This is a genomic window from Cohnella phaseoli (assembly GCF_003386235.1).
Taxonomy (GTDB): Bacteria; Bacillota; Bacilli; order Paenibacillales; family Paenibacillaceae; genus Cohnella; species Cohnella phaseoli.
In genome coordinates this window covers 1-26,620 of record NZ_QRDZ01000061.1, presented here as the reverse complement: position 1 = coordinate 26,620, position 26,620 = coordinate 1, and the positions used below count along the sequence as shown (strand labels likewise).

Annotated in this window: 24 protein-coding genes and 1 pseudogene; 20 read left to right on the top strand and 5 right to left on the bottom strand. The window is 50.3% G+C overall.

Annotation, left to right across the window (positions count from 1 at the left end):
- Positions 1-97: 97 nt before the first annotated feature.
- Entirely contained in the window at positions 98-874 is a 777-nt protein-coding gene (locus tag DFP98_RS38170; RefSeq protein ID WP_116065890.1) for a phosphodiester glycosidase family protein, read from the bottom strand.
- Positions 875-1,157: 283 nt separating this feature from the next.
- Positions 1,158-1,493, bottom strand: a complete 336-nt coding sequence (locus tag DFP98_RS38160) for a sigma factor-like helix-turn-helix DNA-binding protein (protein ID WP_116065888.1) — start codon at positions 1,491-1,493, stop codon at positions 1,158-1,160.
- Positions 1,494-1,749: 256 nt separating this feature from the next.
- Here DFP98_RS38160 and DFP98_RS38155 point away from each other — a divergent pair, with 256 nt between their 5' ends.
- The 5 genes from DFP98_RS38155 to DFP98_RS38135 all read left to right on the top strand — a co-directional run bounded on the left by DFP98_RS38155 (position 1,750) and on the right by DFP98_RS38135 (position 6,578).
- On the top strand, positions 1,750-2,310 hold the full coding sequence (locus DFP98_RS38155) for a hypothetical protein (protein WP_116065887.1): 561 nt from the start codon (positions 1,750-1,752) through the stop codon (positions 2,308-2,310).
- 110 nt (positions 2,311-2,420) lie between these two features.
- Positions 2,421-3,497: a DUF3048 domain-containing protein gene (locus DFP98_RS38150; protein WP_246017200.1), complete on the top strand. Its 1,077-nt coding sequence runs from the start codon at positions 2,421-2,423 to the stop codon at positions 3,495-3,497.
- Positions 3,498-3,902: 405 nt separating this feature from the next.
- A complete protein-coding gene (locus DFP98_RS38145; protein WP_116065885.1) occupies positions 3,903-4,517 on the top strand; it encodes a DUF47 domain-containing protein in 615 nt (204 codons plus the stop codon).
- 30 nt (positions 4,518-4,547) lie between these two features.
- Positions 4,548-5,549: an inorganic phosphate transporter gene (locus DFP98_RS38140; RefSeq protein ID WP_116065884.1), complete on the top strand. Its 1,002-nt coding sequence runs from the start codon at positions 4,548-4,550 to the stop codon at positions 5,547-5,549.
- Between the two features lie 84 nt (positions 5,550-5,633).
- Positions 5,634-6,578, top strand: a complete 945-nt coding sequence (locus DFP98_RS38135) for a DUF1861 family protein (protein ID WP_116065883.1) — start codon at positions 5,634-5,636, stop codon at positions 6,576-6,578.
- Between the two features lie 62 nt (positions 6,579-6,640).
- Here DFP98_RS38135 and DFP98_RS38130 read toward each other — a convergent pair whose 3' ends face one another.
- A complete protein-coding gene (locus tag DFP98_RS38130) occupies positions 6,641-7,081 on the bottom strand; it encodes a phage tail tape measure protein (RefSeq protein ID WP_116065882.1) in 441 nt (146 codons plus the stop codon).
- 255 nt (positions 7,082-7,336) lie between these two features.
- Here DFP98_RS38130 and DFP98_RS38125 point away from each other — a divergent pair, with 255 nt between their 5' ends.
- The 3 genes and pseudogenes from DFP98_RS38125 to rhuM all read left to right on the top strand — a co-directional run bounded on the left by DFP98_RS38125 (position 7,337) and on the right by rhuM (position 9,007).
- The gene (locus tag DFP98_RS38125) at positions 7,337-7,651 is read left to right on the top strand and encodes a YerC/YecD family TrpR-related protein (protein WP_116065881.1); all 315 of its coding nucleotides are present in this window, start codon (positions 7,337-7,339) and stop codon (positions 7,649-7,651) included.
- A gap of 186 nt (positions 7,652-7,837) precedes the next feature.
- Positions 7,838-7,951: pseudogene (locus DFP98_RS40365) on the top strand (type I restriction enzyme subunit R domain-containing protein); the annotation flags it as partial.
- A 54-nt stretch (positions 7,952-8,005) separates the two neighbouring features.
- Positions 8,006-9,007, top strand: coding sequence for a RhuM family protein (gene rhuM, locus DFP98_RS38120; RefSeq protein ID WP_116065880.1), 1,002 nt, complete (start codon positions 8,006-8,008; stop codon positions 9,005-9,007).
- A gap of 256 nt (positions 9,008-9,263) precedes the next feature.
- Here the strand turns inward: rhuM and DFP98_RS38115 are convergent, their stop codons facing one another.
- A complete protein-coding gene (locus tag DFP98_RS38115) occupies positions 9,264-9,479 on the bottom strand; it encodes a tyrosine-type recombinase/integrase (RefSeq protein WP_246017207.1) in 216 nt (71 codons plus the stop codon).
- Between the two features lie 1,046 nt (positions 9,480-10,525).
- Between DFP98_RS38115 and DFP98_RS38100 the strand changes: the two genes are divergently transcribed.
- From DFP98_RS38100 to DFP98_RS38045, 12 genes are all read left to right on the top strand, one after another.
- Positions 10,526-12,358: a sensor histidine kinase gene (locus tag DFP98_RS38100; RefSeq protein WP_181918195.1), complete on the top strand. Its 1,833-nt coding sequence runs from the start codon at positions 10,526-10,528 to the stop codon at positions 12,356-12,358.
- Positions 12,336-13,952, top strand: coding sequence for a response regulator (locus DFP98_RS38095; RefSeq protein WP_116065877.1), 1,617 nt, complete (start codon positions 12,336-12,338; stop codon positions 13,950-13,952). Before DFP98_RS38100 ends, DFP98_RS38095 begins: the two co-directional genes overlap by 23 nt.
- Before the next feature lie 883 nt (positions 13,953-14,835).
- Positions 14,836-15,834, top strand: a complete 999-nt coding sequence (locus DFP98_RS38090) for an ABC transporter permease (RefSeq protein ID WP_116065876.1) — start codon at positions 14,836-14,838, stop codon at positions 15,832-15,834.
- Between the two features lie 21 nt (positions 15,835-15,855).
- Entirely contained in the window at positions 15,856-16,788 is a 933-nt protein-coding gene (locus DFP98_RS38085) for a carbohydrate ABC transporter permease (RefSeq protein WP_116065875.1), read from the top strand.
- 87 nt (positions 16,789-16,875) lie between these two features.
- Positions 16,876-18,474 (top strand): ABC transporter substrate-binding protein, encoded by a 1,599-nt coding sequence (locus tag DFP98_RS38080; protein WP_116065874.1) that lies wholly within the window; start codon positions 16,876-16,878, stop codon positions 18,472-18,474.
- Between the two features lie 194 nt (positions 18,475-18,668).
- Positions 18,669-19,331 carry a hypothetical protein gene (locus DFP98_RS38075; protein WP_116065873.1) on the top strand — a complete coding sequence of 221 codons (663 nt, stop codon included), beginning with the start codon at positions 18,669-18,671 and terminating at the stop codon, positions 19,329-19,331.
- A 149-nt stretch (positions 19,332-19,480) separates the two neighbouring features.
- Positions 19,481-20,299, top strand: coding sequence for a sirohydrochlorin chelatase (locus tag DFP98_RS38070; RefSeq protein ID WP_181918194.1), 819 nt, complete (start codon positions 19,481-19,483; stop codon positions 20,297-20,299).
- Between the two features lie 88 nt (positions 20,300-20,387).
- On the top strand, positions 20,388-21,335 hold the full coding sequence (locus DFP98_RS38065) for a diacylglycerol kinase (protein WP_116065871.1): 948 nt from the start codon (positions 20,388-20,390) through the stop codon (positions 21,333-21,335).
- Positions 21,336-21,397: 62 nt separating this feature from the next.
- On the top strand, positions 21,398-23,059 hold the full coding sequence (gene rlmD, locus DFP98_RS38060) for a 23S rRNA (uracil(1939)-C(5))-methyltransferase RlmD (RefSeq protein ID WP_116065870.1): 1,662 nt from the start codon (positions 21,398-21,400) through the stop codon (positions 23,057-23,059).
- A 57-nt stretch (positions 23,060-23,116) separates the two neighbouring features.
- Positions 23,117-23,395: a type II toxin-antitoxin system Phd/YefM family antitoxin gene (locus tag DFP98_RS38055; protein WP_116065869.1), complete on the top strand. Its 279-nt coding sequence runs from the start codon at positions 23,117-23,119 to the stop codon at positions 23,393-23,395.
- 146 nt (positions 23,396-23,541) lie between these two features.
- The gene (locus tag DFP98_RS38050) at positions 23,542-25,401 is read left to right on the top strand and encodes an N-6 DNA methylase (protein ID WP_116065868.1); all 1,860 of its coding nucleotides are present in this window, start codon (positions 23,542-23,544) and stop codon (positions 25,399-25,401) included.
- 13 nt (positions 25,402-25,414) lie between these two features.
- The gene (locus tag DFP98_RS38045) at positions 25,415-25,726 is read left to right on the top strand and encodes a type II toxin-antitoxin system RelE/ParE family toxin (RefSeq protein WP_116065891.1); all 312 of its coding nucleotides are present in this window, start codon (positions 25,415-25,417) and stop codon (positions 25,724-25,726) included.
- A gap of 429 nt (positions 25,727-26,155) precedes the next feature.
- Here DFP98_RS38045 and DFP98_RS38040 read toward each other — a convergent pair.
- Positions 26,156-26,620, bottom strand: a 465-nt coding sequence (locus DFP98_RS38040; RefSeq protein WP_147310338.1) for a transposase, incomplete at its 5' end; no start/stop codon positions are given.

The following is a 26,620-nucleotide window of genomic DNA, read 5'->3' as shown; positions in this document are numbered from 1 at the left end:
CCAGCTATTTATCGCGAAAGAATGCTGTCACAAGCAGCTTAGCAGGGATTTCTGTATGAGGGTGTTTTCAAACTGCACTTTTTTTGACAACTCCAATTTACAGGTCAGTCCATTGACTAGGCGAATACTGTTGGAACCAGATAGTATCAAAATAGGCGGTTACCTGCTGTGCATTATCTGTTACTTTATGACGAATAACTACTTCCGGGCCGTCCTGTGGTTGATCTCTTAAACGAATAGATGTTGAACTTCCGCCATCTAGATGAATCGCCATTGTACATCCCAAATCCTTCATAATTGTGCGGGCATCATAAAAGGTTATTCCATAGTTTGCATTGTTACGATTTGCATTATCAACAGCAATAGCAAGGACTACTTGCTCGGTACTTGGAATATAGCCCATCATTGTACGAGGACGCTTATCCGCAGTACCACCGACACCTTCTGCTTCTGAAGCAATTAAAGTATCATAAGCAGATTTTGTTAGTGTTTGATCAAGATGTAGGCTAATACCTCCAATTGCCCACTTAAGGTTACTAAGGGAACCTGTCAGATCTTTCGCAAGAACTGTTTTTTTGACAGAAACAATTCCGTTAGTTGTTCGGTACAAGGTACCTCTATTTCGGTCAACAGTAGAGCTTCCGTTTTTTAGGCAATTTTGAGGGTACGAGGAACTAGGACGGACAGCAGCCCCATCTTGTACAGCGATACCCAAAACATTTGCTCCATAAAACGTCCCGTTTACACCTTGTATGGAAGAGTTATAGACACTAGAGTTGCCCAGCGAGCCCACCTTAAATTCGTCGACATGTCTAATAAGTGTGTAAACTTCTGTAGAGACCCCATTAATTGTTCTCTTAAAATGTTGCCACATTTAGAATCACTCCCATTATTATTTTTTTGTCTGATCAGACGGAGAAGTTGGCCGTGTTTTTCTTCTCATAAATAAGGGAGTTTTTTTTGGTATTCTACAACTTGAATTTCAAGTTATTGAATATCTTTGTGAACAAACTCGAGAAATTCAACAATAATTTCGGATATGACTTCCTCAACTGGCAAACAAATATATTTGCTAAGATAAAGTATATCTGTTTTAAATAACTCTATAAGCTGAAGTATTGCTTTGGAATCATTATCCTTCGCGGCGTTAACAATAACTATGAATTCACTATCTTTGATAACTGCTGTATCATTTTGAGTTTCCATTTGTTCACCGCCTGCTGACTCATATTTAGTTGACGAGCGACCTCGACTTCTGTGTGGCCTTCTATGTAAATTTTTTGCAAAATTAATTTTCCGTTATTGGGCAGTTTATTCATATATTGTTCTATTAATATTTTATCATCCGACGAGTTTGTAAATGCAGTACTGGCAAATTCATACTCAGATATAGGCCGCTCTCGTTTTTTTATCTTTTTGGTTCGATATTGCAATCTCCAGCCAATCCGATAAATTTCTCTCTTATAACGCTCATACATCGTTTGTTGGTTCATGTCAATTCCCTCCCATTAAACTACATACTACAAAAAAAGTGTCTACATATAGGGAGAATAAAACAAAATTTTACAACCAAAAAAAATAAAATATCCTATAAATTCCTCTATCTAGAATTAATCGGGGTGATAATAATGATGGGGAAATTTACAGTCAAAGTCATCAGTTCAACAAATGATTTGTGGAAGTAGGGATATCTTTTGAAACTTCCGACAGCCTCATTGCGTCTAATTATTGGAGAGAGGTGTAAAATTTATGAAAAAATTAATGATTATATTAAGTTTGTGCTTGGTAGTATCCGCATGTTCGACTTCAGAAAAAAACGAAGAACAGCAGCCGAAAGCTCCTGTTGCTGAAAGCGAATCGCCCAATACGTCAATATCCCAACACAAGTTGGAGACAGCGGAACAAATTGAAGGGGAGAATCGCGAAAAGCAGAAACGCAAAGGAGAATTGGATCTTGACCATATTGAAAATGTAAACGTGAAAGGCGATCTGTTGGAGTCCGTTATGTCCCTTCTTCATGCTGTTAAAAATAAGGATAAAGATGCTAGATTGAATCTTACTTATGACCCTTCCTTTGACGAATTTTCAGCAGCAGAGCCATATATCTTAGCTGTCACAAAAATCGAGCAAGACAATTCAAGGGTCAAGGCTGTGACCGATGAATACGATCTAAAGCAGGCAGCAGAAGAGGTAACTATCGTTAAAATTTCAACTAAAACATTGGATAGCAGCTTAAAGGAAACCGTAGGTACCGGAGATTACATTTTCGTTAAAGTCGACGGGCTATGGAAAGTCTATCGTTTTCAATAAGTTATACGGATCGACCTAATCGGACGCAATAAAAGAAATTTCACCCTTTTTCCCCACGCGCTCTATATGGTTTAATTATAGGGTACATACATGGGAAAAGGAGAATGAGCATGACGCAACGAATGCGAATCGCGTTGCAGCTGACGCTGGCTGCCGCGATCGTGGGGTTGACTGCCTGCGGCGGCGGGAATAAGGAGGCGGAAACAACGCCCCCGGCTGAGACTCAGCCGCCTACCGCAAGCGCTTCCGCGACTTCGAGCGAATCCCCTTCGCCGCCTGCTGCAGCTTTCCTGGCGCCGTTAACGGGGCTGCCGGCGGAGAAGGAAGTGACGAATCGGCCGTTCGCGGTCATGATCAACAATCTTGCGCCGGCAAGGCCTCAATCGGGGATGACGCAGGCAGATGTGGTGTGGGAGCTGCTGGCCGAAGGCGGAATTACGCGGTTTGTCGCTGTGTTTCAGAGCAAGGAGTTTATCGAGCCGATCGGACCGATCCGCAGTATTCGTCCTTATTACATCCAGGTCGGAGAATTCTATGGCGGCGTGCTTGTTCACGCGGGAGCGAGCAACGACGGCTTTGCGATTTTGCAGAAGCAGAAGAAGGAGCATCTGGACGAGATTACGAATGCCGGAGCTTACTTTTACCGGGACAAGTCTCGCAAAGCGCCGCACAACGTTTATTCCACGCTCGAAAAGCTGCGCGAGGGTGCGGAGAAGCGGAAATACGGAACTACGGCTAACGTGCCCGTATTTACATTCAATGACACGCCCCCGGCTCTGGCGACCGCGACGAGCGCCGTTAACATCGACATCAAGTTTATGCTATCTAGCTACAAGGTCTCCTATGCCTACGACAGTACTAAAGGGCTGTACTATCGTTCGATCAACAACGAGCCGCACATCGACAAGAACAACAACGAGCAGCTGTCGGCTTCGAATCTGGTCGTGCTGTCCGCCAAGCACGATATTAAGGACAGCGTAGGTCGATTGGTCGTCGATCTGAACAAAGGCGGGGAAGCGATTTTGTTCCAGCAGGGCAAAGCGATTGTTTGCCAATGGGAGCGCAAGGAGGGCGACGTCATCCGGTTGATGAAGGACGGACAGGAGCTGCCGTTCTTGCCGGGCACGACTTATTATCATGTCGTACCGACCTCCAATCCGATGGACAAGCTGGTTACTTATCAATAATGCGAAGGGGCTGTTCCGGTCGTTGCGACCCGGGACGGCCCCTTTTTCCAAAGTATCGGCAATGAGCTTTTTTGTGCTTGTGAAGAGAAATTTGGTAAATACTAAGATTTGCGGTGACCTGATAGATAAATGGGGTAATAAGCAATTGTAGTTCGGTCGGGCTAGCCCGACATCCGGGTTTTCGACAACGGCAAGAGGAATATTGCGTCGAAATCAAACGAATGATAAGGTTCCGGGAGTCCAGTTTTTGTGGCATTTTGCCATAAAAAATTGAAAAGTGTCGAAAGTAAGCTGTACCCAGCCTGTCCGGCATGTGATAAAATAATTAAGTTAACGCACCGTTATCGCTGGATTAACGGAGTGTAAAATTTAGCCAGGTACATATATGGGAAAGAAGGGCTGTCCGTGTTTCGGAAAAAGGACATTTTTTTTAAGACATTGGAGGAAATGTCGGACATTATCGTGGAGACGGTCGATCATTTCGTCAATGCCGTGAATGGAGACTTCCCGGACGTCGCTGCATTCGCTCGCGAGATGAAGGAATTTGAGCATCGTGGGGACAAGTGTACGCACATTATTCTCACCGAGCTTAACAAAACGTTCATTACGCCGATCGAGCGCGAAGATATTATGGAGTTGATCAAGAAGCTGGACGACGTGCTGGACGGCATCGAGGCTTGCGCTTCTCGGTTCGAGATGTACCAGATTACGAAAGCCGATCCGTACATCCGCAAATTCGGCGATTGCCTGAAACGGAGCGCGCAGGAAATTAAATCGGCGATCTATCTGCTTAGCCAGAAGAAGCTGCTCGCGATGCAGCCGCATTGCGTCAATATCAACGAGCTGGAGAACGAAGGCGACGACCTGATGCGTCAGGGAATCAAGAATCTGTTCGTGAACGTTTCCGATCCGATCGAGCTCATCAAGCACAAGGAAATTTACGAGCGGCTGGAACAGACGACCGATTCGTGCGAGGATGTCGCGAATACGCTGCAATCCATCATTATGCGCAATTCTTGATCGGCGCAAGCGGGGACGGAATAGAATATCATGGATTATACCTTACTGATAGTTGTCATTATCGTTTTGCTGGCCTTGGGCTTTGACTTCATCAACGGGTTTCACGATACGGCCAACGCGATTGCGACGTCCGTATCGACGCGCGCCTTAACGCCGCGGAGGGCGATTATTCTCGCATCTACGATGAACCTGGTTGGAGCCTTAAGCTTTACGGGAGTCGCGAAGACGATCGGAGGCAAGATTACCGATCCGTTTAAGCTGGAGCACGGGCTGACGGTCGTCATCGCAACTCTGATTGCGGCCATAGTCTGGAATCTGATCACATGGTGGGTGGGCATTCCCTCGTCCTCTTCCCATGCGCTGATCGGAGCGCTGGCTGGAGCGGCGATCGCATCCGAAGGCTGGAGCGGGATTAACTACTCGGGCTTTTCGTCCATTTTACAGGGACTTATCCTGTCTCCATTCATCGCTTTTGGCCTTGGTTTCATTATTATGTTCGTGTTGAAGCATCTTTTCGCCAATTCCAGTCCTCATCGCGTGAACAAGCTTTTCCGCGGCGGTCAGGTGGTTACTGCGGCGTTCCAATCGTTTACGCACGGCACGAACGATGCGCAGAAGGCGATGGGTATTATCACCATGGCGCTAGTGGCCGCGAACATCCAGTCGGATCTGGAAATCGCGCTGTGGGTTAAGCTGTCCGCGGCATTGGCGATGGCGCTCGGAACCTCGTTGGGCGGCTGGAAGATCATTAAGACGATGGGGACGAAAATCTTCAAGATCGGACCGATCAACGGCTTCTCCGCCGACTTGGCTTCCGCCTCGGTTATTCTCGGCGCAACGTTGACTCATTTCCCGGTAAGTACGACCCATGCGATCACATCGTCGATTCTGGGCGTCGGCTCGGCGAAGAAGTTTTCCAGCGTCAAATGGAGTATGGCCGGCCGGATCGTGCTGACTTGGCTGATTACGATTCCGATCGTCTCCGTCGTGGCGGCGCTTATCTATTATGTATTGGCACTATTCATGCATTAAATCCGATAGCCCGAACCTGAACGTTCGAGATTGCTACAATGGAATAAAGAAGCTGTAATCTTTGTCCAGTCAGGAGGACCTTCTATGCTTGCTTATACGGAACAAGCGAAACCGACTGTCGAGCTGCTGAAGGAATTTCTCGCAGGCAATCCGACGTATGCAGGAGAGAAGTTGATTTTCTCCGGCGTCGGTCATCGCGATGTGTATAATATTAGCGCTCCGTTCCTTGATCGGGGGGAGCGAGTTATCGCCGGACGCGTAGAGGACCGCGACAAGGAGTCCTCCGAGGTGATGTTCTTCGTCGAACGTCAAGGCAAGTGGGTTCCGCGGAACGGGGCTCCGGTGTTCGCGCTTCAGGATCCGTTTTTCACCTTTATTGGCGAAGAATTGGTGTTCGGCGGGGTTGAGGTGTATTTCGACGGGGATGATCCGCATTACGTGACTTCCTGGCGTACCGTGTTTTATCGCGGCTATTCCATCGACGATCTTGTCCCTTTTGCTAAAGGACCGCTAACGATGAAGGACATTCGTCTGATCCAAAGGGATAACGGACGCATCGGCGTGTTCACTAGGCCGATGATGGTCGACGGCGCTCGCGCGTTGATCGGCTATACGGAAATCGATTCGTTGGACGGCTTGACGGAAGAGGCGATCAATGAGGCCCATATGCTGCGCCAGCAGTTTCTGCCCGACGAATGGGGCGGGGCCAACGAAGCGCATCTGCTAAAGGGCGGACTGATCGGCGTGCTGGGCCATATTGCCTGGATGGAGGAATTCAATATCCGGCACTATTACCCGATGGTTTTCGCGTTCAATCCGGAAGATTATCGCTATACGCCGATCAAGCTGATCGCGACAAGGGCGATGTTCCCGGACGGCCCGGCCAAACGGGCGGACCTGCAGGACGTCATTTTCAGCGGTGGAATTGTACGGCATGAGGATGGAACCGCCTCCCTGTATACCGGAGTCAGCGATGCCGAGGCGCACGCGATTCGAATCCCGGATCCGTTCCTGGAATATGAGAGCTAAAAAGAAGAAGAGGCTAATCCCGAGCTGAGGAAAACCGGGGAATAGCCTCTTTTAAGTTTCCGTTAACGCCGCCGTTTGGTCGGCCGCCGTTTGTTGGTCGTTCTCCGCGGCGTGGAGCGCTTGGTCGTCCTTCTGCGGGAGGGGGTCCTGCCGGTGGTGGCTGCAGCCGCCTTGCCCCCCTTGCCCATAAACAGCTTGAGCATAGGGGCGACCTGCTGCATCGTGGACATAAATTTCTGGACTTTCCCCATCGTCGAGATGACCCCTTCGATGCCTCCCATACGATCGAACATCGCTTTCAGATCGCCAATATTGGAGATGCCAAGATTGGAGAGGTTGAAGGGGAGGGCGCTTTTCGTTGCGGTAGCCGCTGCTTGTACGGGAACAACCGCATCATCTATGACGGCCGGAGGGCCGGAGAACCCGCCGTCAATGCCGGGGAAAACGTTCTGTCCGAAATCAGGACCCCAGCCATGCAGAGAGGGAGGCTGCGGATCGGTCATAGGATCACACCCTTTCTACTACCCTAATCTATGCCGGGCGGGAGCCTTCGGAATGGACGAATGCCCGCGCCCAGGGAAAATTGCTCAGGCAGAAGGCAAACATTTTACCTCTGTGATGCGTGAATACGCTAACGCTTGAACTGTCGGCCGTTACACAGTACAATGAAATCAAAGCAAGATTGAGGCGTTGCGCTTCTCGACAGGCGCTTAGGCCGCGTCGTCCAGCCCAGCGGATCGAGGAAAGGGTGCGAGCGTATGCAACTGAAGAAGCTGAACGATAAATCTATAGATCAACTTTTCGAAGCGATTCTGACGCTGAAGAGCGTGGAGGAATGCTATGTTTTTTTCGACGATCTGTGCACGGTGAACGAGATTCAATCTTTGTCTCAGAGACTTGAGGTAGCGCGGATGCTCGGCAAAGGCAACACCTACAACCAGATCGAGCTGGAGACGGGGGCGAGCACGGCGACGATCTCCCGCGTGAAGCGTTGTCTGAACTACGGCAACGACGGGTACAAGCTGGCGCTGGAACGTCTCGGGCGTTTTGGTAATGATGGGGCGGCGGAATAGAGGATTTGATCTGCGTTTAATAGGGATACGAGAACAAAAAGTTGTTTGCTCTTTAACAGGGCGGGCAGCTTTTTTTGTGGAAATTAATTTTGAAAAATTAAAAATTTTGTATTTTCATTTTTAAGAACAATCATATAAGATGCAAGTATCTTAACTGAAATTTAATTTTAGAAAGGCACGAATTTCGACCAATTATTAATCGGTTTTGACGCTCCCGGTCTCAATACGCTTTATTTAGATAGAACCTTGAAATGCGCCAATTTAATTCAAGCCTATTCAAGAACGAACCGGATTGCGGATATGGAGGATGACGGGTGGCGGATTTTCAGCAGATGATGCGGATTGGAGGTCGTGATGAAAGAAATACAATTTCTAATGTACGATGCCGATGAAAGAGTCGAGGTTCTTGTTCAGGATGAAACGATTTGGGCGACTCAGAAGGTTATTGCCCAATTGTTCGGTGTCGATAGAACATCCATTTCTCGTCATTTGAAAAATATTTTTGAGACGGGTGAGCTTGAGGAACAAGTGGTTAGTGCAGAAATTGCACATACCACTCAGCACGGTGCAATTGAAGGGAAAACCCAAACAAAACCAGTGAAATATTATAATCTGGATGCCATCATCTCAACAGGCTATCGTGTAAATTCGCAAAAGGCAACGAAGTTTCGGATATGGGCAACGGATGTCTTAAAAGAGTATATTCTAAAAGGCTTCAAAATTGATGTTGAACGTATGAAACAAGGCGAGAATGCTTTTGGCAAGGATTATTTTCGTGAATTGCTTGAAACGGTTCGTTCCATTCGAGCAAGTGAACGACGGATATGGCAACAAATATCAGATGTTTTTGCGGAAATTTCATATGATTATGATCGGAACGCAGAGATCACCAAGAAGTTTTATGCGACAGTGCAAAACAAGTTTCATTATGCGATTACTGGCAAAACTGCTGCGGAAATTGTATATGATAGTGCCGATAAAGACAAAGAATACATGGGGCTTACTTCTTGGAAGAACTCTCCCGATGGGCGAATTCTACAATCCGACGTCGTCGTTGCGAAAAATTATTTGACGGCAAAGGAAATTCGCAGCTTGGAGCGTAACGTCTCCGCTTATTTTGACTATGTAGAGCGTCTGCTCGAAGATGAAGTTTTATTGGGCATGCAGGACTTTGCGACAAGTATTGATGAATTCCTGAAATTCAACCGCTATGAAATCTTGGACGGGAATGGACGTATTGCACAGAGCACAGCTAAGGAAAAGGCAATCGGCGAGTATAAAGAATTCAATAAGCATCAAAAAATAGTCTCAGATTTCGATAGAGAAATCAAGAAGCTACAGGGAGAGCAGAAATGAGCGAAAATAAAGAGAATGTTCCTAAGGTAAGGTTTCCTGGGTTTTATGGGGCGTGGGAGGCTCGGAGGTTGGGGGAGCTATACACGGAGAGAAACAAACGAGGGAATGATTCGTTACAGATACTTTCTGTTTCCATCCATCATGGTACTTAGAACGAAGAATTGGACAGTAAGGCTTTAGGAAATTACAGCTTTCTTCACCCAACTCGACAACCTCATCACCCTTCATCAGCGTAAGTTAAGGCCAATGATGAGGGTTAGCTTAAGCCAGATAATGAACGCATGACGATATCGATGTCTTTATTTTCAAGTTTTTGGATGATGTGGAGGTATGTTTTCTGAGTCGTGGTCATGCTCGCATGTCCAAGCCGTCGTGCCACACTCGCAATGGAGACACCTGCAAACAATAGAAGCGATACATGTGTGTGCCGCAAGCCGTGGATTGAAATGTTGGGTACTTGGCTTTCTCGCATAAGCGAGTCAAGTGAGGGACTAATTTGACCAACCATTGATGCGTCATCAAATATTTAGCCATTGTAACTCACCGTATGGCCCCTTCTTTGTAAACCGTAATCCAGCGTTTGTAGTAAACGTGAAACAGTTCGTCTTTAATCGGGTGTTCTGACATGATGATTTCCTCCCTGTGATTTACTCACTTACGGCTCACGCGCATCTACAATTCGTTGGGCTTATATAGGGGCCCAAGCTCCATTGTGAAGGCGGGGAGGAGGAGGAGGCTCTAAAGCCAGCTATTGTGCGATTTCGTCGATCTATGCTGGTGAGAGTGAGCGTTCAAGACGAAGTAGAGCAGCGAGAAGAGATTCTTCTCCGGCAATGTGTGGCCAGATCGCAAACAACTCAATCCAAACGGACTTTTGTACCCGAGGGAGAGGCTCAGCCTGGCCTTGGCATAGTAACAGAGACCGAAGTTGAGCTTCCTGCCGAATTCGACGCTTCTCCCATCTACGAAGCCAGCGCCATAATTTTTTTTCGGCGTAGCTGCCTCCGGTCGCGCTTAGCGGCTCTTCGGCGATCTCGGTTAGGCTTCGCTGCTCGCAGCTTTGGAGGATGACTTCTTCTTTGATGTCCACAGCCGTCTGGTGATGCGTCTCGGCAAAGTCGGGCAGCAGGCTCATCGTTTTGTTGCAGACAGGGCAGACAACCCGGAGCACCGGAATCGTCTACCGTTGCATGCGCGTAAACACTGTCCGCCAGAACTGGCCATGGCGATGAGGACGCCGATTGGAGGAGCAATGCCCACAGCGTTGGGGGCGCTTTCCCCCCGGCAATCCCTCTTCAATTTGCTTCAAATAAGCTTTTATCACGATAGAGACATCCATTACGCGCCTCTCCTCTGATTATCGACAAGTTCCACCCGCGCTGCCGTCAATTATAGACGCTTCGTACTGTCACCGTACATATAAAGATGCCTAAAATCATATTGCTAGCACCAAAAAAAGTAAGCTATGCTAGAGGAAGCTTATTCCAATTCAGCATCGGCGCAATCGGGGGAGAATTTATGCGCTTCTGGCAGTCTGTCCGCTTCAAGATCGTCGTCGGCTTTTTTCTGGTGCTGCTGCCTATTGCCGCCTTCGTTATCTACAACAATCTGTATGCAATACGCGTCGTAAAGGAGCAGGTCTCGTCCCATTACAACATTATGCTGACCGAGTATGTGCGCAACAACGACAAGAGTCTGCTCGACTACTATCATTACTTGATCAATCTGGAGCGGGAGCAGGAGATTCAAGCTTTGCCGCTGCTGGAGACGTCGAGCGACGAGTACACGCTGTCCAAAACCCGGCTGCACGAGAAGCTGGCGATCGATTCAATTTTTTACAGCTCGCTGATCGATACTTTTTTTGTCTACTCGGATAAGGCCGGAGAGCTCGTATATGCAACGCAATACGTATACAATTCACTGGAGAAGCTCGACCTCCTGTCGGCCTGGGCGAAGGAGAACGTGCCGAAGGGCGTTCCCGATCAAGAGCGCCAGTGGGAGCTGATGAGAATCGCCGGGCAGACATTCCTGATGAAGACGCACGACCTCGGCTTCAAAATAATCTCCGGAGCGCTTGTCCAGGCGGAGGCGCTGCAGAGCGTCATGAACAACTTCGACGTCGGTCAGGACGGTTCGGCTTTCTTGCTGGATTCCGGCGGCAACGTTCTTACGGAGGTCGAGTATGCGCCGCTTAAGGACGCCGGCTTTATGGCCAAGCTCAAGGACCTGAACGGAGTGGAAACCGGGCTCGTCTATAACGGCCAATCGTATATCGTTCTGTCTCAGCCGTCCCAATACGCCGACGTTCGTTATACGCTGGTGATGAATGAATCTTATATTCTGAAAAATCTCCCGTTTTTCCAAAAGGTGCTCAACTTCTGGATGCCGCTGGCGCTGGCGATTATTCTGTCGATCTATTTGCTATTCCTTCAGCGGGTCATGTTCCAGCCGTTCGTGCGCCTGATCCGCGGCATGCGCAAGCTGGGCCAGGGGCAGTTCGACACCCGTCTGCCGGCGCTCGCCGCCAGCAGCGAGTTCAGCTTCTTGTCGGGAACGTTCAACAAGATGGCCGAACAGATCGAGAGTCTGAAGATCGACGTCTATGAGGAGCAGCTGCGGCTGCAACGGGCGGAGTATAAGCATCTGCAAATTCAGATCAATCCTCATTTCTATATGAATAGCCTAAATATTATCTACAATCTGGCCGCTTTGAAGGATTTCAAGACGGTGCAGAAGCTGTCGCTGCATTTGGCCGATTATTTTCGGTTTCTGATGCTTGGACATCGAGCTGTCGTCCGGCTTGAGGATGAAATTCGTCATATCGAGCACTATCTGGAAATCCAGAAAATCCGTTACGTCTCCAAGCTGGAATACGAGATCGACGTACCCGAGGAGTACATGAGTTGGGAGATTGCCCCGCTGATGCTGCAGCCCTTCATTGAGAACAGCGTCATTCACGGATTAAATAAGCGCAAGCAAGACGGCACGCCATTTCGAATTGTCATCCGCTGCGAGGACGATGACGATGACGACGAGTCGGGGACGTATGCGCTGTTGCGGATCGAAGACAACGGACCGGGCTTTCCGGAGACGATGCTTGCGGAGCTGAACGGTTCGGCCTATGTCGCGCAAACCGTCTCCAATCATCTGGGCATCTGGAACGTGCTGCGCCGTTTCAAAATGCTGTTCGGAGGCAAGGGCGCCATCGTATTCGGCAACGGAGAGAAGAACGGGGCCTGCGTGCTGGTGAAGCTGCCGAGGGAGCGGGACACTTCGTTCGAGCTTGAGGAGAAGAACACCGCCGCCGCGGCGAAGGAGGAGGAGTCCGATGCTGACAATGCTGGTCGTTGACGACGAGCTGTACGCTTTGAAGGGCATTACCCAAGGGATCGATTGGAGCGACCTGCCGATCGGAACGATTCTCGAAGCGGAGAGCGTTGCCGAGGCGAAGGCCCATATCGAGCGGCAGACGGTAGACCTGCTGATCTCCGATATTGAGATGCCGGAAGCTAACGGCCTAGAGCTGCTCCGCTATATTCGCGAAGCGAGCCCGCAGACGCTGACGGTGTTCTTAACCGGGCACGCCCGATTCGAATATGCGCAAGAAGCGCTGCATATGGGCTGTTTCGATTACGTGCTGAAGCCGATCGACCACGATGTGCTGAAGGGCATTGTCGCCCGGGCAATCGAGGAGGTAGAGCGCCGCAGAGAGCAGGCCGACTTCGAGAAGAAGCTGGACGACTATCGTCGCCAATGGGTCAGTCAGCTGCCGATTCTGGTCGACCGCTTCTGGCGCGAGCTGCTGGAGGGGCGATTCGGTCGGTCGTCCGATCGGCTTGACCGGGAGTTTGCTCAGCTCGACATTCCGCTGACGGCGGAGAAGGGGCGGGTACTGCCGATTCTGCTTAGCGTGGAGCAGTGGGACGTCGAGCTGGATTCCCGCGATGAGAGCATTATGGAGTATGCGCTGCGCAAAGCGGCGGCGGAGACGATCATGGGGGAGAGAGCCGGAACGGTGGTGCAAGACCCCGGGGAGTTCAGTCTGGGCCTCCTGTACTTAGGCGAATCGGACACTCCCGATCGGCAGGCGCTGATGGGAAGATGCCGGCAGTTCGTGCAGGCTTGCCGCGATTATTTTCATTGTCGCGTATCCTGCTATATCGGAAGTGTGGTTAGCGTGGGGGAGGTGCCGGCCGCCGTTGAGCGGTTGCTGCAGCTTGAACGCGCCAACGTCACCGCTTCGCAGGTCGTGATCGATGCTGCCGTTGGTGGTGAGGAGGCCCAGGGAGGGCAGTCGATTGCTTTGCCTTCTTTTCTGGAATGGGGCACATTGCTGGACAACGGCCGTCAAGACGAGCTGGTCCGGGCGATCGAGGCGACGACCGATCAATTCGCGCGGGAGGCCGCGGGAAGGGAGACGCTGGAGCTGTTCCGCTACGGGCTGCTTCATCTGCTCTATCAAGCCGCTTTCCGAGCCGGGGTATCGATCTATGAGGCGCTGGACCCGTCGGATCTGGGAGACTCCCAGGCGATCCGATCGCCGCTAGCGCTGAAAACGTGGTCGGTGCGCGTCGTGCGCAAATGCGCGGAGGCGTTCCAGGACAAGATGAGAGATTCGTCGGCTATTGTGGCGAAGGTGCAGTCGTTTATTCAGGACAATCTGCAAGCGGAATTGAATCGCGACGATATCGCCCGCTCGGTATTTCGTAATCCGGCCTACGTGTCCCGGCTGTTCCGCAAGGAAACCGGACTGTCCCTCACCGACTACATTACACAGTGCCGGATCGAGAGGGCCAAGCGGCTGCTGGCGGAGACGAACGACAAGATTAGCCGGATCGCCGAGGATTTAAGCTATGTGCACTTCTCCTATTTCGCCAAGCTGTTCAAGAAGATGACGGGGCTGTCCCCGCAGGAATATCGCAAGAAGCACCAGATTATGCGTTAAGCGCATCCCCCGCGTCTGTCCGACGACTCGCTGTTACTGGCGAATCCGGACGGCGCGGGGGATTTTTGTTTTAACTGGCTCTATCGTCTCCGCAGAATTGCTTGATCGATATAAAGAAGGGGGAGCTCCTGGAGACCTAATCATACCCACAACACATCCGGATTTCCAGTAGCTGCCCATATATTCATCGAAGACGCTTTAGAGACATACACCCCTTTGGTTTTGAGCGCTTTGTACGGCTTTCTGTATAAACGTCCGTCGTTTACGCCTTGAGTCACTTTGTGCGATTTTCCGTACAAACGTCCGTCGTTAGAGCCTGATCCGAGTTACTCTGTACGATTTTTCGTATAAACGCCCCCCATTTGAGCCCGGTCCGAGCTGCTTTGTACGATTTTCCATACAAACGTCCGCCATTTGACCCTGATCCGAGTTACTTGCTCTGTACGCGACTTTTCGAACAAACGTCCGTCGTTTACGCCTTGAGTCACTTTGTGCGATTTTCCGTACAAACGTTCGTCATTTGGGCCTGATCCGAGTTGCTCTGTACGATTTTTCGTACAAACGCCTCCCATTTGGGCCTGATCCGAGCTGCTCTGTACGATTTTTCGTACAAACGCCCGCCATTTGAGCCTGGTCCGAGCTGCTTTGTACGATTTTCCAGCTAACTTCCCTCGTGGAGGTTTCTTCGTAGGGCGTAAACTCACGTGTGCAATAGGGGCGCCGCAAAAATAGACAGCCTGGGCCATTGCGAAGCTTTTTCCGCGTCGAAAAGTCACTAAAGTGCTATGTAGGTCATGTCAGTAGATAGATGGGGGAGGACGGCGCGCGCTAAAATGAGGACACAAACAAAGATTGCCAATAAGCATAAAGGATTGTGATAGGGATGGAGCAAGCTTCCGCAGCTGCGCAAACGCCGCCGACAAGGCCGGCTCTGCGCAAGAAGCCGGCAAGGCTTGGGCGGGGACATTTTCGCCGATTCGGCGCCTTCTACGTGATGATGGCCCCGACGATCGTGTTTCTGCTCATCAACAACTATATTCCGATGGTGGGCTCTCTAATCGCCTTCAAGAACATCAAGTTCGCACCCGGAGAGACGCTGTTCGAGAGTTTCCTGCGCAGCCCCTGGGTCGGCCTGTTCAACTTCGAATTTCTGTTCAAGACGTCGGACGCCTGGCTCATTACGAGAAATACGGTGCTGTACAATGCGGTGTTTATCGTACTGAATACGGTCATCGGCATCGCGTTCGCGATCATGTTCAACTCAATGAAGAACCGCTTTCTGGCCAAGTTCCATCAGACGACGATGTTTCTTCCGTTTTTTATGTCGATGGTCATTGTGAGCTATCTGGTGTATGCCTTCCTGAACAACGAGCTCGGGCTGATGAACAAGGTGATCCTCCCGCTGTTCGGCGCGAATGCGGTCGAATGGTATAGCGATCCGAAATGGTGGCCGCTCATTCTGCCGCTGGTCAACACCTGGAAGGGGATCGGCTATTACGCGATTATCTTCATGGCGGCGATCATCGGCATCGACGACGAATATTACGAGGCGGCGACGATAGACGGAGCCTCCAAATGGAAGCAGATTACCGCAATTACGATCCCGCTGATCCGTCCGGTTATTATCGTTATGGTGCTGCTGCAGGTGGGGAGAATTTTCAACGCGGATTTCGGTCTGTTCTGGCAAGTGACCCGCAACGCCGGGGCGATCTACGATACGACGCGCGTTATCGATACGTATGTGTACCAGAGCTTTATCAACGCAGGGGATATCGGCATGTCGTCGGCGGCCGGACTATATCAAGCCGTGGTTGGATTCTTGCTCGTGTTTACGGCCAACCTGGTCATCCGCAAAATCAGCAAAGACGATGCCCTGTTCTAGAAAGCATTAGGAGGATTCCATATGGCACAAGCGGCCGCACAGTCTGATCTTAAGCTGGCCAAGCAAGTCTCGGGAGGCGCGAATTTCGCGATCAATTCGTTCTTCTGGATCTACACGTTTCTATGCGTGTTTCCGCTTATCGTTGTCGTCATCGCCTCGTTCACGGACGAGAATACGATTCTGATTAACGGCTACAGTCTCCTTCCGGAAAAATGGAGCCTGGGCGCATACGATTTTCTGCTCAAGGATTGGCAGGCGATTGTGAAGTCGTACGGGTTTTCGATACTGTTGACGGTGCTCGGTACAGTGATCGGTCTGGCGATGATGGCGCTGTACGCGTTTCCCATCTCACGTAAGGATTATCCGCATCGTAACTTTTTCTCCTTCTTCATGTTCTTCACGATCTTGTTTAACGGCGGACTTGTACCCTTCTATCTGGTCTATACGCAGGGGCTTCATCTTCAGAACACGCTGCTCGTGCTCATGATGCCCTATTTTATAAGCGGATTTTTCGTTCTGCTCATTCGTACGTTTTTCTCCAATTCGATTCCGAAGGAGCTGTACGAATCGGCGAAGATCGACGGAGCGGGGGAGTGGCGCATCTTCTTCACGGTCGTGCTGCCGCTGTCGCTGCCGGTGCTCGCAACGGTCGGGCTGTTTACGACGCTGACGTATTGGAACGACTGGTTTCTCAGCTTGCTGTTCATTACCGATTCCGAATCGGTCGTCAGCATTCAGTTCCGGATGTACAAGACGCTGCTCGACATCCAGTATCTGAGCGCGAACGCTGCGGCTTATTCGGCTCTTGCGGCGAACGATCCGAACTTCACAATGCCGGGAGAAACGGCTCGGATGGCGATGGCGGTTGTCGGGATCGGACCGATAATATTCGCTTATCCGTTCTTCCAAAGGTATTTTGTGGCAGGATTAACAGTGGGTGCTGTCAAAGGTTAGAGGCGGGATTGGCAACTGTACGGCTTCTACCGGTTTACCGGCCGGTTAAGCATAAATTTCAATGATTAAGAAAAGGGAGGCACCACCATGTTCAGAATGAGCAAGCCTTGGGCGCTGATGCTCGCGTTAGTGATGATGTTGTCCGTCGTTCTTGCAGGCTGCAGCGGCGGTAACAACAATAAGGAAGGCTCCGCGTCGCCGTCCGCTTCCTCTGCGGCTCCTTCGGAGTCGGCAGCTCCGTCGGAATCTGCTGCGCCGTCCGAGTCTGCGGCCGCGTCCGAAGGCATCGATGTCAGCAAGCTGGAGCCCGTCGAATTGACCTTGTACTTCCCGGGAACGCCGCCGAAGGACGAGAAGAAGGTCGAAGAGAAGATCAACGAATACTTGAAAACAAAGATTAACGCTTCGCTGGACATTCGTATGCTCGACTGGGGACAATACGATCAGAAAATGAACCTGTACGTCTCCGGACGGGAAGTGATGGACATCATTTTCACGGCGGCCTGGAACGGTCATGCGACCAATGTGGGCAAAGGCGCTTACCTGGCGCTGAACGAAGGGCTGCTGGACGAATACGGCAAGGGTATCAAGAGCGTCGTCTCCCAGGCGATTCTGGACGGCGCGCAAATTAACGGCAAAAACTACGGCGTTCCTGCACTGAAGGAAATGGCGGAGCAAGGCGGCATTCTGTTCCGCACGGATATCGCTGATGAGCTGGGGCTGACGGAGAAAATTCAGGCGGTGAAATCGCCGGCCGATCTGATTCCGATTCTGGAGGAAGTGAAGGCGAAGAAGCCGGACTGGACGCCGCTGTACGTGAAGGACGGAGAAAATCTGAATTCCCACTACATGAACAAGTTCGACTTCTTCGGCGACACGAAGCTGGAAGGCGTCGTACTGAAGGACGGCACCGACACGACGATCAAGCCGGCGATGGAGTATCCGGTGTATAAGGATTATTTGAACATCGCTCGCGAAATGTTCACGAAAAAGCTGGTTAATTCCGATGCCGCAACTTCGCAGCTGTCGCCTACGGACGCTTTGAAGAAGGGCAACGTCTTTATGGTCGTCTCTCCGCTTAAACCGGGCAAAGACGCCGAGATGGCCGCTGCGGCCAACCTGCCAGGCAAAATCGGGCAAGTCGGCATCACATCGATTACGACTTCCACGGGCGAGACGACGGGCTCGATGCTCGCAATTTCCTCGACATCGAAAAATCCGGAGCGCGCGATGATGTTCATCGACCTGCTCTATACGGATAAGTACCTGAACAACCTGATCAACTTCGGCATCGAAGGCGAGCACTACACGCTGAACGGCGAAATTATGTCCGACGCTCCGGGCAAGGCGAACTATATCGCGGGCTCCTCGACATGGATGCTCGGCAACCAATTCCTGAACTATATCTGGGATACGGAAGCGGTAGACAAATGGGATCAATTCAAGAAGTTTAACGAAGGCTCAATCAACTCCCCGGCGCTCGGCTTTACGTTCGATGCGGAGCCGGTCAAGACCCAGGTTGCAGCGCTCAAAAACGTGCAGTCGCAATACGCCCCGGGTCTTGAGACGGGAGGAGTTGACCCGGCGAAGGTTGACGAGTACTACAACAAATTGAAGCAAAACGGACTGGACGACGTTATCGCCGAGAAACAGAAGCAGTTGGACGCTTTCTTAGCTTCCAGATAAATTCGTATAAAATTTTCATGCAGCCGTCAGGGAGCTTCCCTGACGGTTTATTTTTAACTGTGGAGGAGATTAGGATAATTACAATTTTGAAATATTCGTTTCTTTCTGTGGAATAATCGTTTATACATTAGGAAAGGGTTTGATTTAAGGCCTGACCGAGACAACTGCATCGGGGCAGGAAGGGAGAGAAGGTAATGATTCGGCGAAATCAAGCGATTAAAATCATTCCGGCTGTCGCCGCGGCATTCGCGCTTGCGGCTTGTACCGGAGGGGACGAAACGCCGGTTTCGCCTCCGCCGTCGGGGATAAGCTCACCCGGGAGCGGAGGAAGCGTCACCGAGACCCCACCGCCAGTCGAGTCGTCCGCGGCTCCGGAGCAGAGCTTCCCGACGGAACGTCCGCAGACCGATAGCTTCGAGCTGATGACGGCGGATGGGTATCAGCAGAAAACCGCGACATTGCAGCAAGGGGAGGGATTCTCCTTGTACGTATTCGAGGGATTCAGCTTTGACGCGGCATCTGGTCGGCTAACTCTGACGGACAACACGGATTATTACGTCGATATCGAGCGGCTGTCAGCGAACGACGACTTGGAGTCCGTTCGCAAGTCCGCCGAGCAAGAGCTGAAGAAGTTCGGCACTGTCTCCGAGCATAGCGGCGAGCTTGTAGAGCATCCGCTAGGCTATGCCGAGCTGTATCTTCAGTCCACGGGCGAGGACGGAATACGGGACTATATCGTCTGGGAAGCGGAGGAAGGCGATCGCTATCTGTTCCGCCTTCGCAATCCGAAAGGGGAGGAAGCTTCGGCTTTCGCAGGCCCGACATGGATTACGCTATCCACCGTTCGGGGAGAATAAGAGCAGGCGGCCGCAAGCTAAGCCGGCCCGTTCGTTGCCAATGCGGCGACAGACGGGCCGGCTTTCTCGTCTACGTTGACATTGGCTTAACGTTTAGATAGCATGGATAGAAAGGCATTGCATCGCAGAGAAAGGGGCAGCTCTTAGACTTGGAGAAGAGAGGCTTACTGGTAATTAGTCACGGCTCCAGAGAACACGGCTGGATTGCCCTGGTGGATGAGACGATAGAGGCCGTTCGCTCGCAGTTGGGAACGGAGCTGGTCGTGGAAGCTGTGTTTCTTGAACTGGTGGATGGACGGCTTATTCAGGATGGAATTAACCGGCTGCTCGCGGAAGGCGTAACGGAGGCGTTGGTCCTTCCGTTGTTCGTGTCGTCGGGAAGCACTCATGTGGACGAGATCGGCTGGGCGCTCGGAGTATATCCGGAGGCACGGACTGCAACTGAATTGGAGCCGTTCGAGCTTGGCGGGCTGTGCATCAATTACGGGCAACCGATGGGAGAAGCCGCGGAGATCGACAGCATCGTGCTCGATCGGTTAATGAGGCTGTCGGAAGAGCCTTCCGAGGAACAGGTGCTGCTGATCGGACACGGAAGCGAAGAGGCCGGCTTCCGCGAGAGCTGGGAGCGGGAATTGTCCGGGATCGCGGAACGGGTCAGAGTGCGAGCGGGATTTCATGCCGCTTCGATAGCGTTACTACTGCCTAGCCAAGTCGCCGAACGGATCGATACGATCAGACGCGATCGGCCCGACCTCCGAATATTGGCGGTCGGGTTATTCTTAAGCGAGGGTTATTTTACGAAGACGGTGATTCCCCGCCATCTGGCAAGCTCAGGCGGGCTTGAAGTATGCCGTTATGACGGCGCGGCACTGATGCCGCACCCGCAGGTTGCCGCTTGGGTCGTTCGGCAGGCTCGGGAGTGGTTGGAAATCCGGGAACGCGGCCTGGAACGGGAAGTCGGCAACTAGACGTACAGATAAGTACATATACATAGGTACAAGGGCAAGGCAAAACGGATACGGGAAAATAGGGTAGGGAAAATGAGAGGGGATCCTGTTGGATATCATTCGGGCACGATTAATCTATAATCCGACCTCCGGCCGGGAGGAGGCTAAGCGCAAGCTGGGCGCGATCCTGCAGCGCTTGGAGAAAGGCGGCGTGGAGACGTCCTGCCACGCGACGGAAGGCAAGGGAGACGCAATTCGGGCTGCCGTCGAGGCGTCGGAGCGCGGTTTTGACATGGTCATTTCCGCTGGCGGCGACGGAACGCTCAATGAAGTGGTGAACGGCTTGTCGATGTGCGAGCGCAGGCCGTCGCTGGGCATTCTTCCGCTGGGCACGACGAACGACTTCGCGCGAGCACATGGCATTCCGCGGAAATGGGAGGATGCTTGCGATCTGATTACGCGGCGCTACACGAAGCCGGTCGACGTCGGGCAAGCGAACGACCGTTACTTCATTAACATTGCCGGCGGCGGTTCGTTAACCGAGCTGACGTACGAGGTTCCAAGCAAGCTGAAGACGATGGTCGGACAGCTGGCCTATTATATGAAGGGATTGGAGAAGATCACGCGTCTCCATCCGACTCGCATGCAGATCAGGGCCGAGGGCATCGGCGAGTTCGACGAGGAGTTTATGCTGTTCCTGATCGCCAACAGCAACTCCGTTGCGGGCTTCGACCGTCTGGCTCCGCACGCAAGCACCTGCGACGGCGTATTTGACGTGCTCGCTCTGCGCAAATGCAACCTGCCGGAGTTTATTCGCCTTGCGACGATCGTTCTGCGCGGGGAAGAGATTTTGGAAGACCCGCACATCATCCATTTCCAGACGAACCGAGTCGAGGTGGATTCGGACGATCGCGTGCAGCTGAACGTGGACGGCGAGTTCGGCGGCACGCTTCCTTGCTCGTTTAATCTGCTTCCCGCGCACCTCAACGTCATCATGGACGAGTCCGGAGAATCCTCCTACAGCAAGCACGGCGCAGGACGGGCGCTTCAGCTATGAGGAGCGGGGGGGAGGGCAGCGGGATTCATTCTGAGCGTAACGGGAAGAGAAGAGGAAATGAGATGAATTCGGAGCGTAGCGGCAAAGGGAGCGGGATGTCGACGCACCCAACAGGTGATCGTAGAGGCAAAGAAAATGATCGCTCAAGGAGCGGAACGTCGGGGAAGAATGGGCTTGGCGGCAAGGGCAACGGAGCCAGAGGCAGGCGCATTGACGATCGCGGTGGTAGAAGTAGTGGGACCAGAGGGAGCGGGTCGCGGACTCCACCTTTGGCGCTTGCCGGTGTTCCGGTTCAGGTTGGACAGCGGATCGAGAGCGATATCGTCGGACTGACGCATGACGGAGAAGGGGTTGGCCGAGTAGAGGGCTATACCCTTTTTGTTCGTGGTGCGCTGCCCGGAGAACGGGTGCGTGTTGAGGTGCTGAGCATCGGCAAATCGTTCGGCCGCGCTCAGATGACGGAGATTGTGAATCGAGGCACGGGAGGACGCGTTGAACCGCCTTGTCCAATCCACGATACATGCGGCGGCTGCCAGCTTCAGCATCTGGACTATCAGGAGCAGCTTAAGTGGAAGCGACAGCATGTTGTCGATAATTTGCAGCGGATCGGGAAGCTTCAAGTGGCGGGGGATCAATCAGGAGCAGGTACAGCGGCTTTAGGCGATCGCTCGGCTGTTATCGTGCATCCGACCATCGGCATGGACGAGCCTTGGCGCTACCGGAATAAAGCTCAGGTTCCAATCGGCCATGGCGAAGGTGGCTTGATCGGAGGCTTCTATGAGATGGGGAGCCACGATATCGTTGAGATGGATTCGTGCCTCATCCAACAGGAAGAGAACGAAGAGACGGTCCGGGCTGTTAAGGAAGCTGCGCGAATGCTGGCAATATCCCCGTACAACCGGGCGACAGGACGCGGTCTGCTGCGGCATGTCGTTGTGCGCCATGCGCGTACGACCGGGCAGCGCATGGTTGTGTTAGTTACCAACGGGTTCGATATCCCTCACGCTCAGGAGTTTGTCGAGTTAATCCGGGAGCGGGTTCCCGGAATCGCAAGCATCTGCCAAAACATCCAGACGGCCGAGACCCCCGTCGTTTTCGGAGATGAAACCCGCACCATGTGGGGTGAGGACGTCATCTACGACGAAATCGACGGTATCCAATTCGCCATTTCGCCTCGTTCGTTCTTTCAGGTCAATCCTGAGCAGACGGTTCGACTATATGGCAAAGCGGTAGAATATGCAGGGCTAACCGGAAAAGAAACCGTCATCGACGCCTATTGTGGCATCGGCACGATCTCCTTGTTCCTCGCAAGACATGCCGATCGCGTATTCGGCGTAGAGATCGTTCCAGAAGCGATCGAGGATGCTCGCAGGAACGCTACGATCAACGGAATGAATAACGTGGAGTTTGAGGTTGGTGCATCCGAAGTCGTCATGCCCCGATGGCAAAAGGCAGGCATTACGCCGGACGTCATTGTCGTTGATCCTCCTCGTAAAGGGTGCGACCCTGCGCTGATTGGGACCATGCTGGAGCTGAAACCGGAAAGGATTGTCTACGTTTCGTGTAACCCTTCAACCTTGGCACGGGATTTGCGGTTGTTGGAGGATGGGGGGTATAGAGCGCTGGAGGTTCAGCCGGTGGATATGTTTCCGCATACGGGGCATGTTGAATGCGTAGTGTCATTACATCGAAGACCTTCTAATAAAGTCGACTTTATCACATAAAGATGAAGTTGATTGATTATCATAATAATGATAAAGTATTGTTAGGAGGTGGGTGCATTGCCGCATATTAGACCTGTATCCGATTTGCGAAATCATTTCGCCGAAATATCAAAAATTGTTCACGAGACCCTGGAACCCGTATTTCTTACGAAAAACGGACACGGGGATATGGTTGTTATGAGCATTGAGCAGTATGAAAATATACAGTACAACAACGAGATTTTTGCAAAGCTGAAAGAGGCTGAAATCGAAGCAAATAGCTCTGATGTTCGTTTTAGCCACGATGAAGTGTTTAAGCAATTAAGACAGCGTTTACGTAAGGAAGAAAAAGGATGAATATATTAAACTGGGGGCTTTGCCTCCAGTTTGTTTGATTTCCTTGACGTCCAATTTGTCCCATGTTATATTTTGGGCATGACTACACATTTTTTTCGATAGGTTAAAAAGGTATGGGAATACCTAAATGGTGAGGTGGTTATGTAGTGAACGATAGGGATGCCGAAATGAATAAACTTATTTTGACCTGCCTTGATGAGTTAAAGGGGCTTTACACTAGTGAACAATCAAATCTTATTTTATTGGTTGCAGCATCAATCTACTATTTAAATAAACTTGAGCCAAGCATCGAGAATGATGTACAGTGGGGTCGCATTTTTCAAAGGAGTTCGAGTGTAGAATGGTTTGATAGTAGAATGAAACAACTGGAGTGGGAAAATGAACAACTTAAGGGAATTTTCACGGGGCTTGTCTCTTCATTCCTTCATTTTTCGAATAGCTCTACTTATCGAGCATTGGAAAATGTAATAAAAAAGTTGTACCATTTTCAATTCGTGAATCACGATGAAATGGCGCAGTTTATTAACTTGCTGGCTTTTAACTTTGGCGGCGATGAGAGAATTCATGAAACGCCGGCATCGATAACTAATCTGTCCCTCGAGCTAATCCATCTTGAAAACATTCAGTCATTTGCCGATTTCTGTTCCGGAATTTCAAGTGTTTATCTAGAAATTTTTCACCGTTTGAAAACTTCGGGAAAGAACAAACTTATATCCTACTATGGTGAAGAGATAAACATAACGTCCTATTTAATTTCTAAGTTGTTGATGATTATAAACCGAATCCCTGATTTCAAGATTGTTAATAAAGATGTATTAGACTTTGCAAGTACAGAGGGCCAGAGTCGCACGTTTGATTTTATTTTCTCAGATGCTCCTTTTGGCGCTGACTGGAATCCGGAGAATGCGAAGAACGATCCGAGGTACGAACATGGCATTCCCCCTAAATCGTCGGCTGATTGGGCTTTTTATCAGAATGTTTTGTACCATCTGAATTCTAACGGTAAAGCCATTGTTGTGGGAACAAAGGGAACGTTGGTAAGAAGCACTGAAGCTTACATTAGGAAATCAATCATTGAGAAGGATCTAATCGAAGCCGTCATCACATTGCCGGAAAATCTTTACTCTAAAACTGGCATTGGTACAGAGTTGATCGTTTTCAATATGAAGAAACCTGAAAATAGACTTGGCCGAATATTGTTTATAGATGCTGGGGGCTATTCTTGTAGAATCAACCGAAATCAACATGGGATTACTGAGGAAGGTCTTTCCAAAATCATCGATACTTACTGGAACGGCATGGAAGAGGAGCGGTTTTGTAGGCTAATAGACATCGAAAAAATCAAGTCCTATAACTTCAGCCTTAATACCAAAGAATATTTAGAATTTGATATTTTGAAGAATTCATTCCAGCATACCGTAAAACTTGGTAAAATCGCAGAAATCAGACGGGGAGTTCAGCTATCGAAAGAAGAACATGAAGATCTTTCGATGTCTGCGACCCATTACTTTCTTAACGTCAAGGATATTGAAAACGGGAGAATCAATTATGATGAAAATTCAAGAATCACTTACAAAAAACAAGATTGGCTAGACAAGTTCGCCATTCAACCAATGGATATTTTGATCACCTCCAAAGGCTCGGTAATCAAGTTCGCTATAGTGGAAAGTCTGTTCTGTGAGGCATTTGCAAGCGGCAATCTATCAATTATTCGAGTCAATCCAAGTCGATACAACGCTTATGTTTTGTATGAATTTTTGCAAAGTGATACAGGACGTAGAATGATAGACGCTTTACAGACGGGAACAACAATTAAACTGATTAACCCTTCTAAGCTAGAGCAGCTTGAAATTCCGTCATTTTCGATTGAGTTCATGAATGAAGTGGGAGAGAAGCTGAAGCAGAATAAACAAGAATACGAAGAATCGATAATCGAAGCAGAGAAAAAGTTTGTCACACAAAAGATGATATTGCTTGAGCGGCTAGGGATTTACCATATGGATTAAAGGGGGACCTATGGTGGAGAAAAATTACGATTTACATTATCTTGACGTAGCAAGATTAGATTTGGTGGACATTGTTCAGTATATTAGCGAACAACTCCATGCACCAGAAGCAGCAGTGCATCTTGTTGATAAGTTTGACAAGGGAATTTCCAATTTGCAACAATTCCCTTTCGCAGGGCACCGTTATAAAAGCACGGGAGGGCTCAAGGACGAGTATCGAATGCTTGTTGTTGAGAATTACCTTGTATTCTATGTTGTTATGGACAAGTATGTAGAAATCCGACGTATTATTTATAGTAAACGAGATTACGAAAAACTGCTTTGATGGGATTAACTTCTATGTTGACTTTGCTTACTCGACACATGTGGAGTCGGTCATATTGTTGGTCCGAAAATGAGATGTGGAAGGTTCGCTTCATTCGATAGAAAACGATAGAATAAGTAAATTTATTAATAGAAAAATCATGGACCGTTCACTGGAGCGGTCTTTTTTATGATTTTTCCAGTCAATGAAATGGGGGGAAACTGTATGAGGAGACGTATTGCCTCCCCCCCAAGTCGAACGCGGTAGCGTCAAGAGTTTTGTGTAATTATCTTTTAGGGGTTGTAGGGTATCCATTGGGACAATGGATATGATTTGCTTTCAAGGTTCAGGGGGGATCCCCCCTGAAAAAATCCCCTTTCATTTCCAATTGTCAAAGTGCTGTTTTTGTAGGCTTGCCTCGTGTCCCTCACGGACGCCCGATGCGGCCGCTTACGCCTGTGGATACTTCGTCTCAAACATTTGCTTGAGTGCTTGTTGCGTGAGGGTGTCTCCAAATCCGGTACACACGCGACTACTCCAGCGTTCGTTGTATTCTATGGCTTGCAGATAGACAATCTTCTCCGCCGCGTCCATATTCGTCAAACTGTTCATTGGCCGCAGCCGCTTGCGGATTTCCTTGTTTGTTCGCTCGATTAGGTTCGACGTGTAAATGGCATAGTGAATCATCTTGGGGAAGTCGTAGAAGCACAGCAGGAAAGACAACTCGTTCTCCCACGACGCCAGCTCCTTCGGATACATTTTACCCCACTTGGTTTGAACCCGATCGAAGTTGGCCAATGCGACCTCCCGATCCATAGCGTTGTAAATCGCCTTCATATCTGTCACAAAATCCGCTTTGTCCTTGTCGCGGATTTTCGGCAGCGTGTTGCGCATCTTATGCGTGATGCAGCGCTG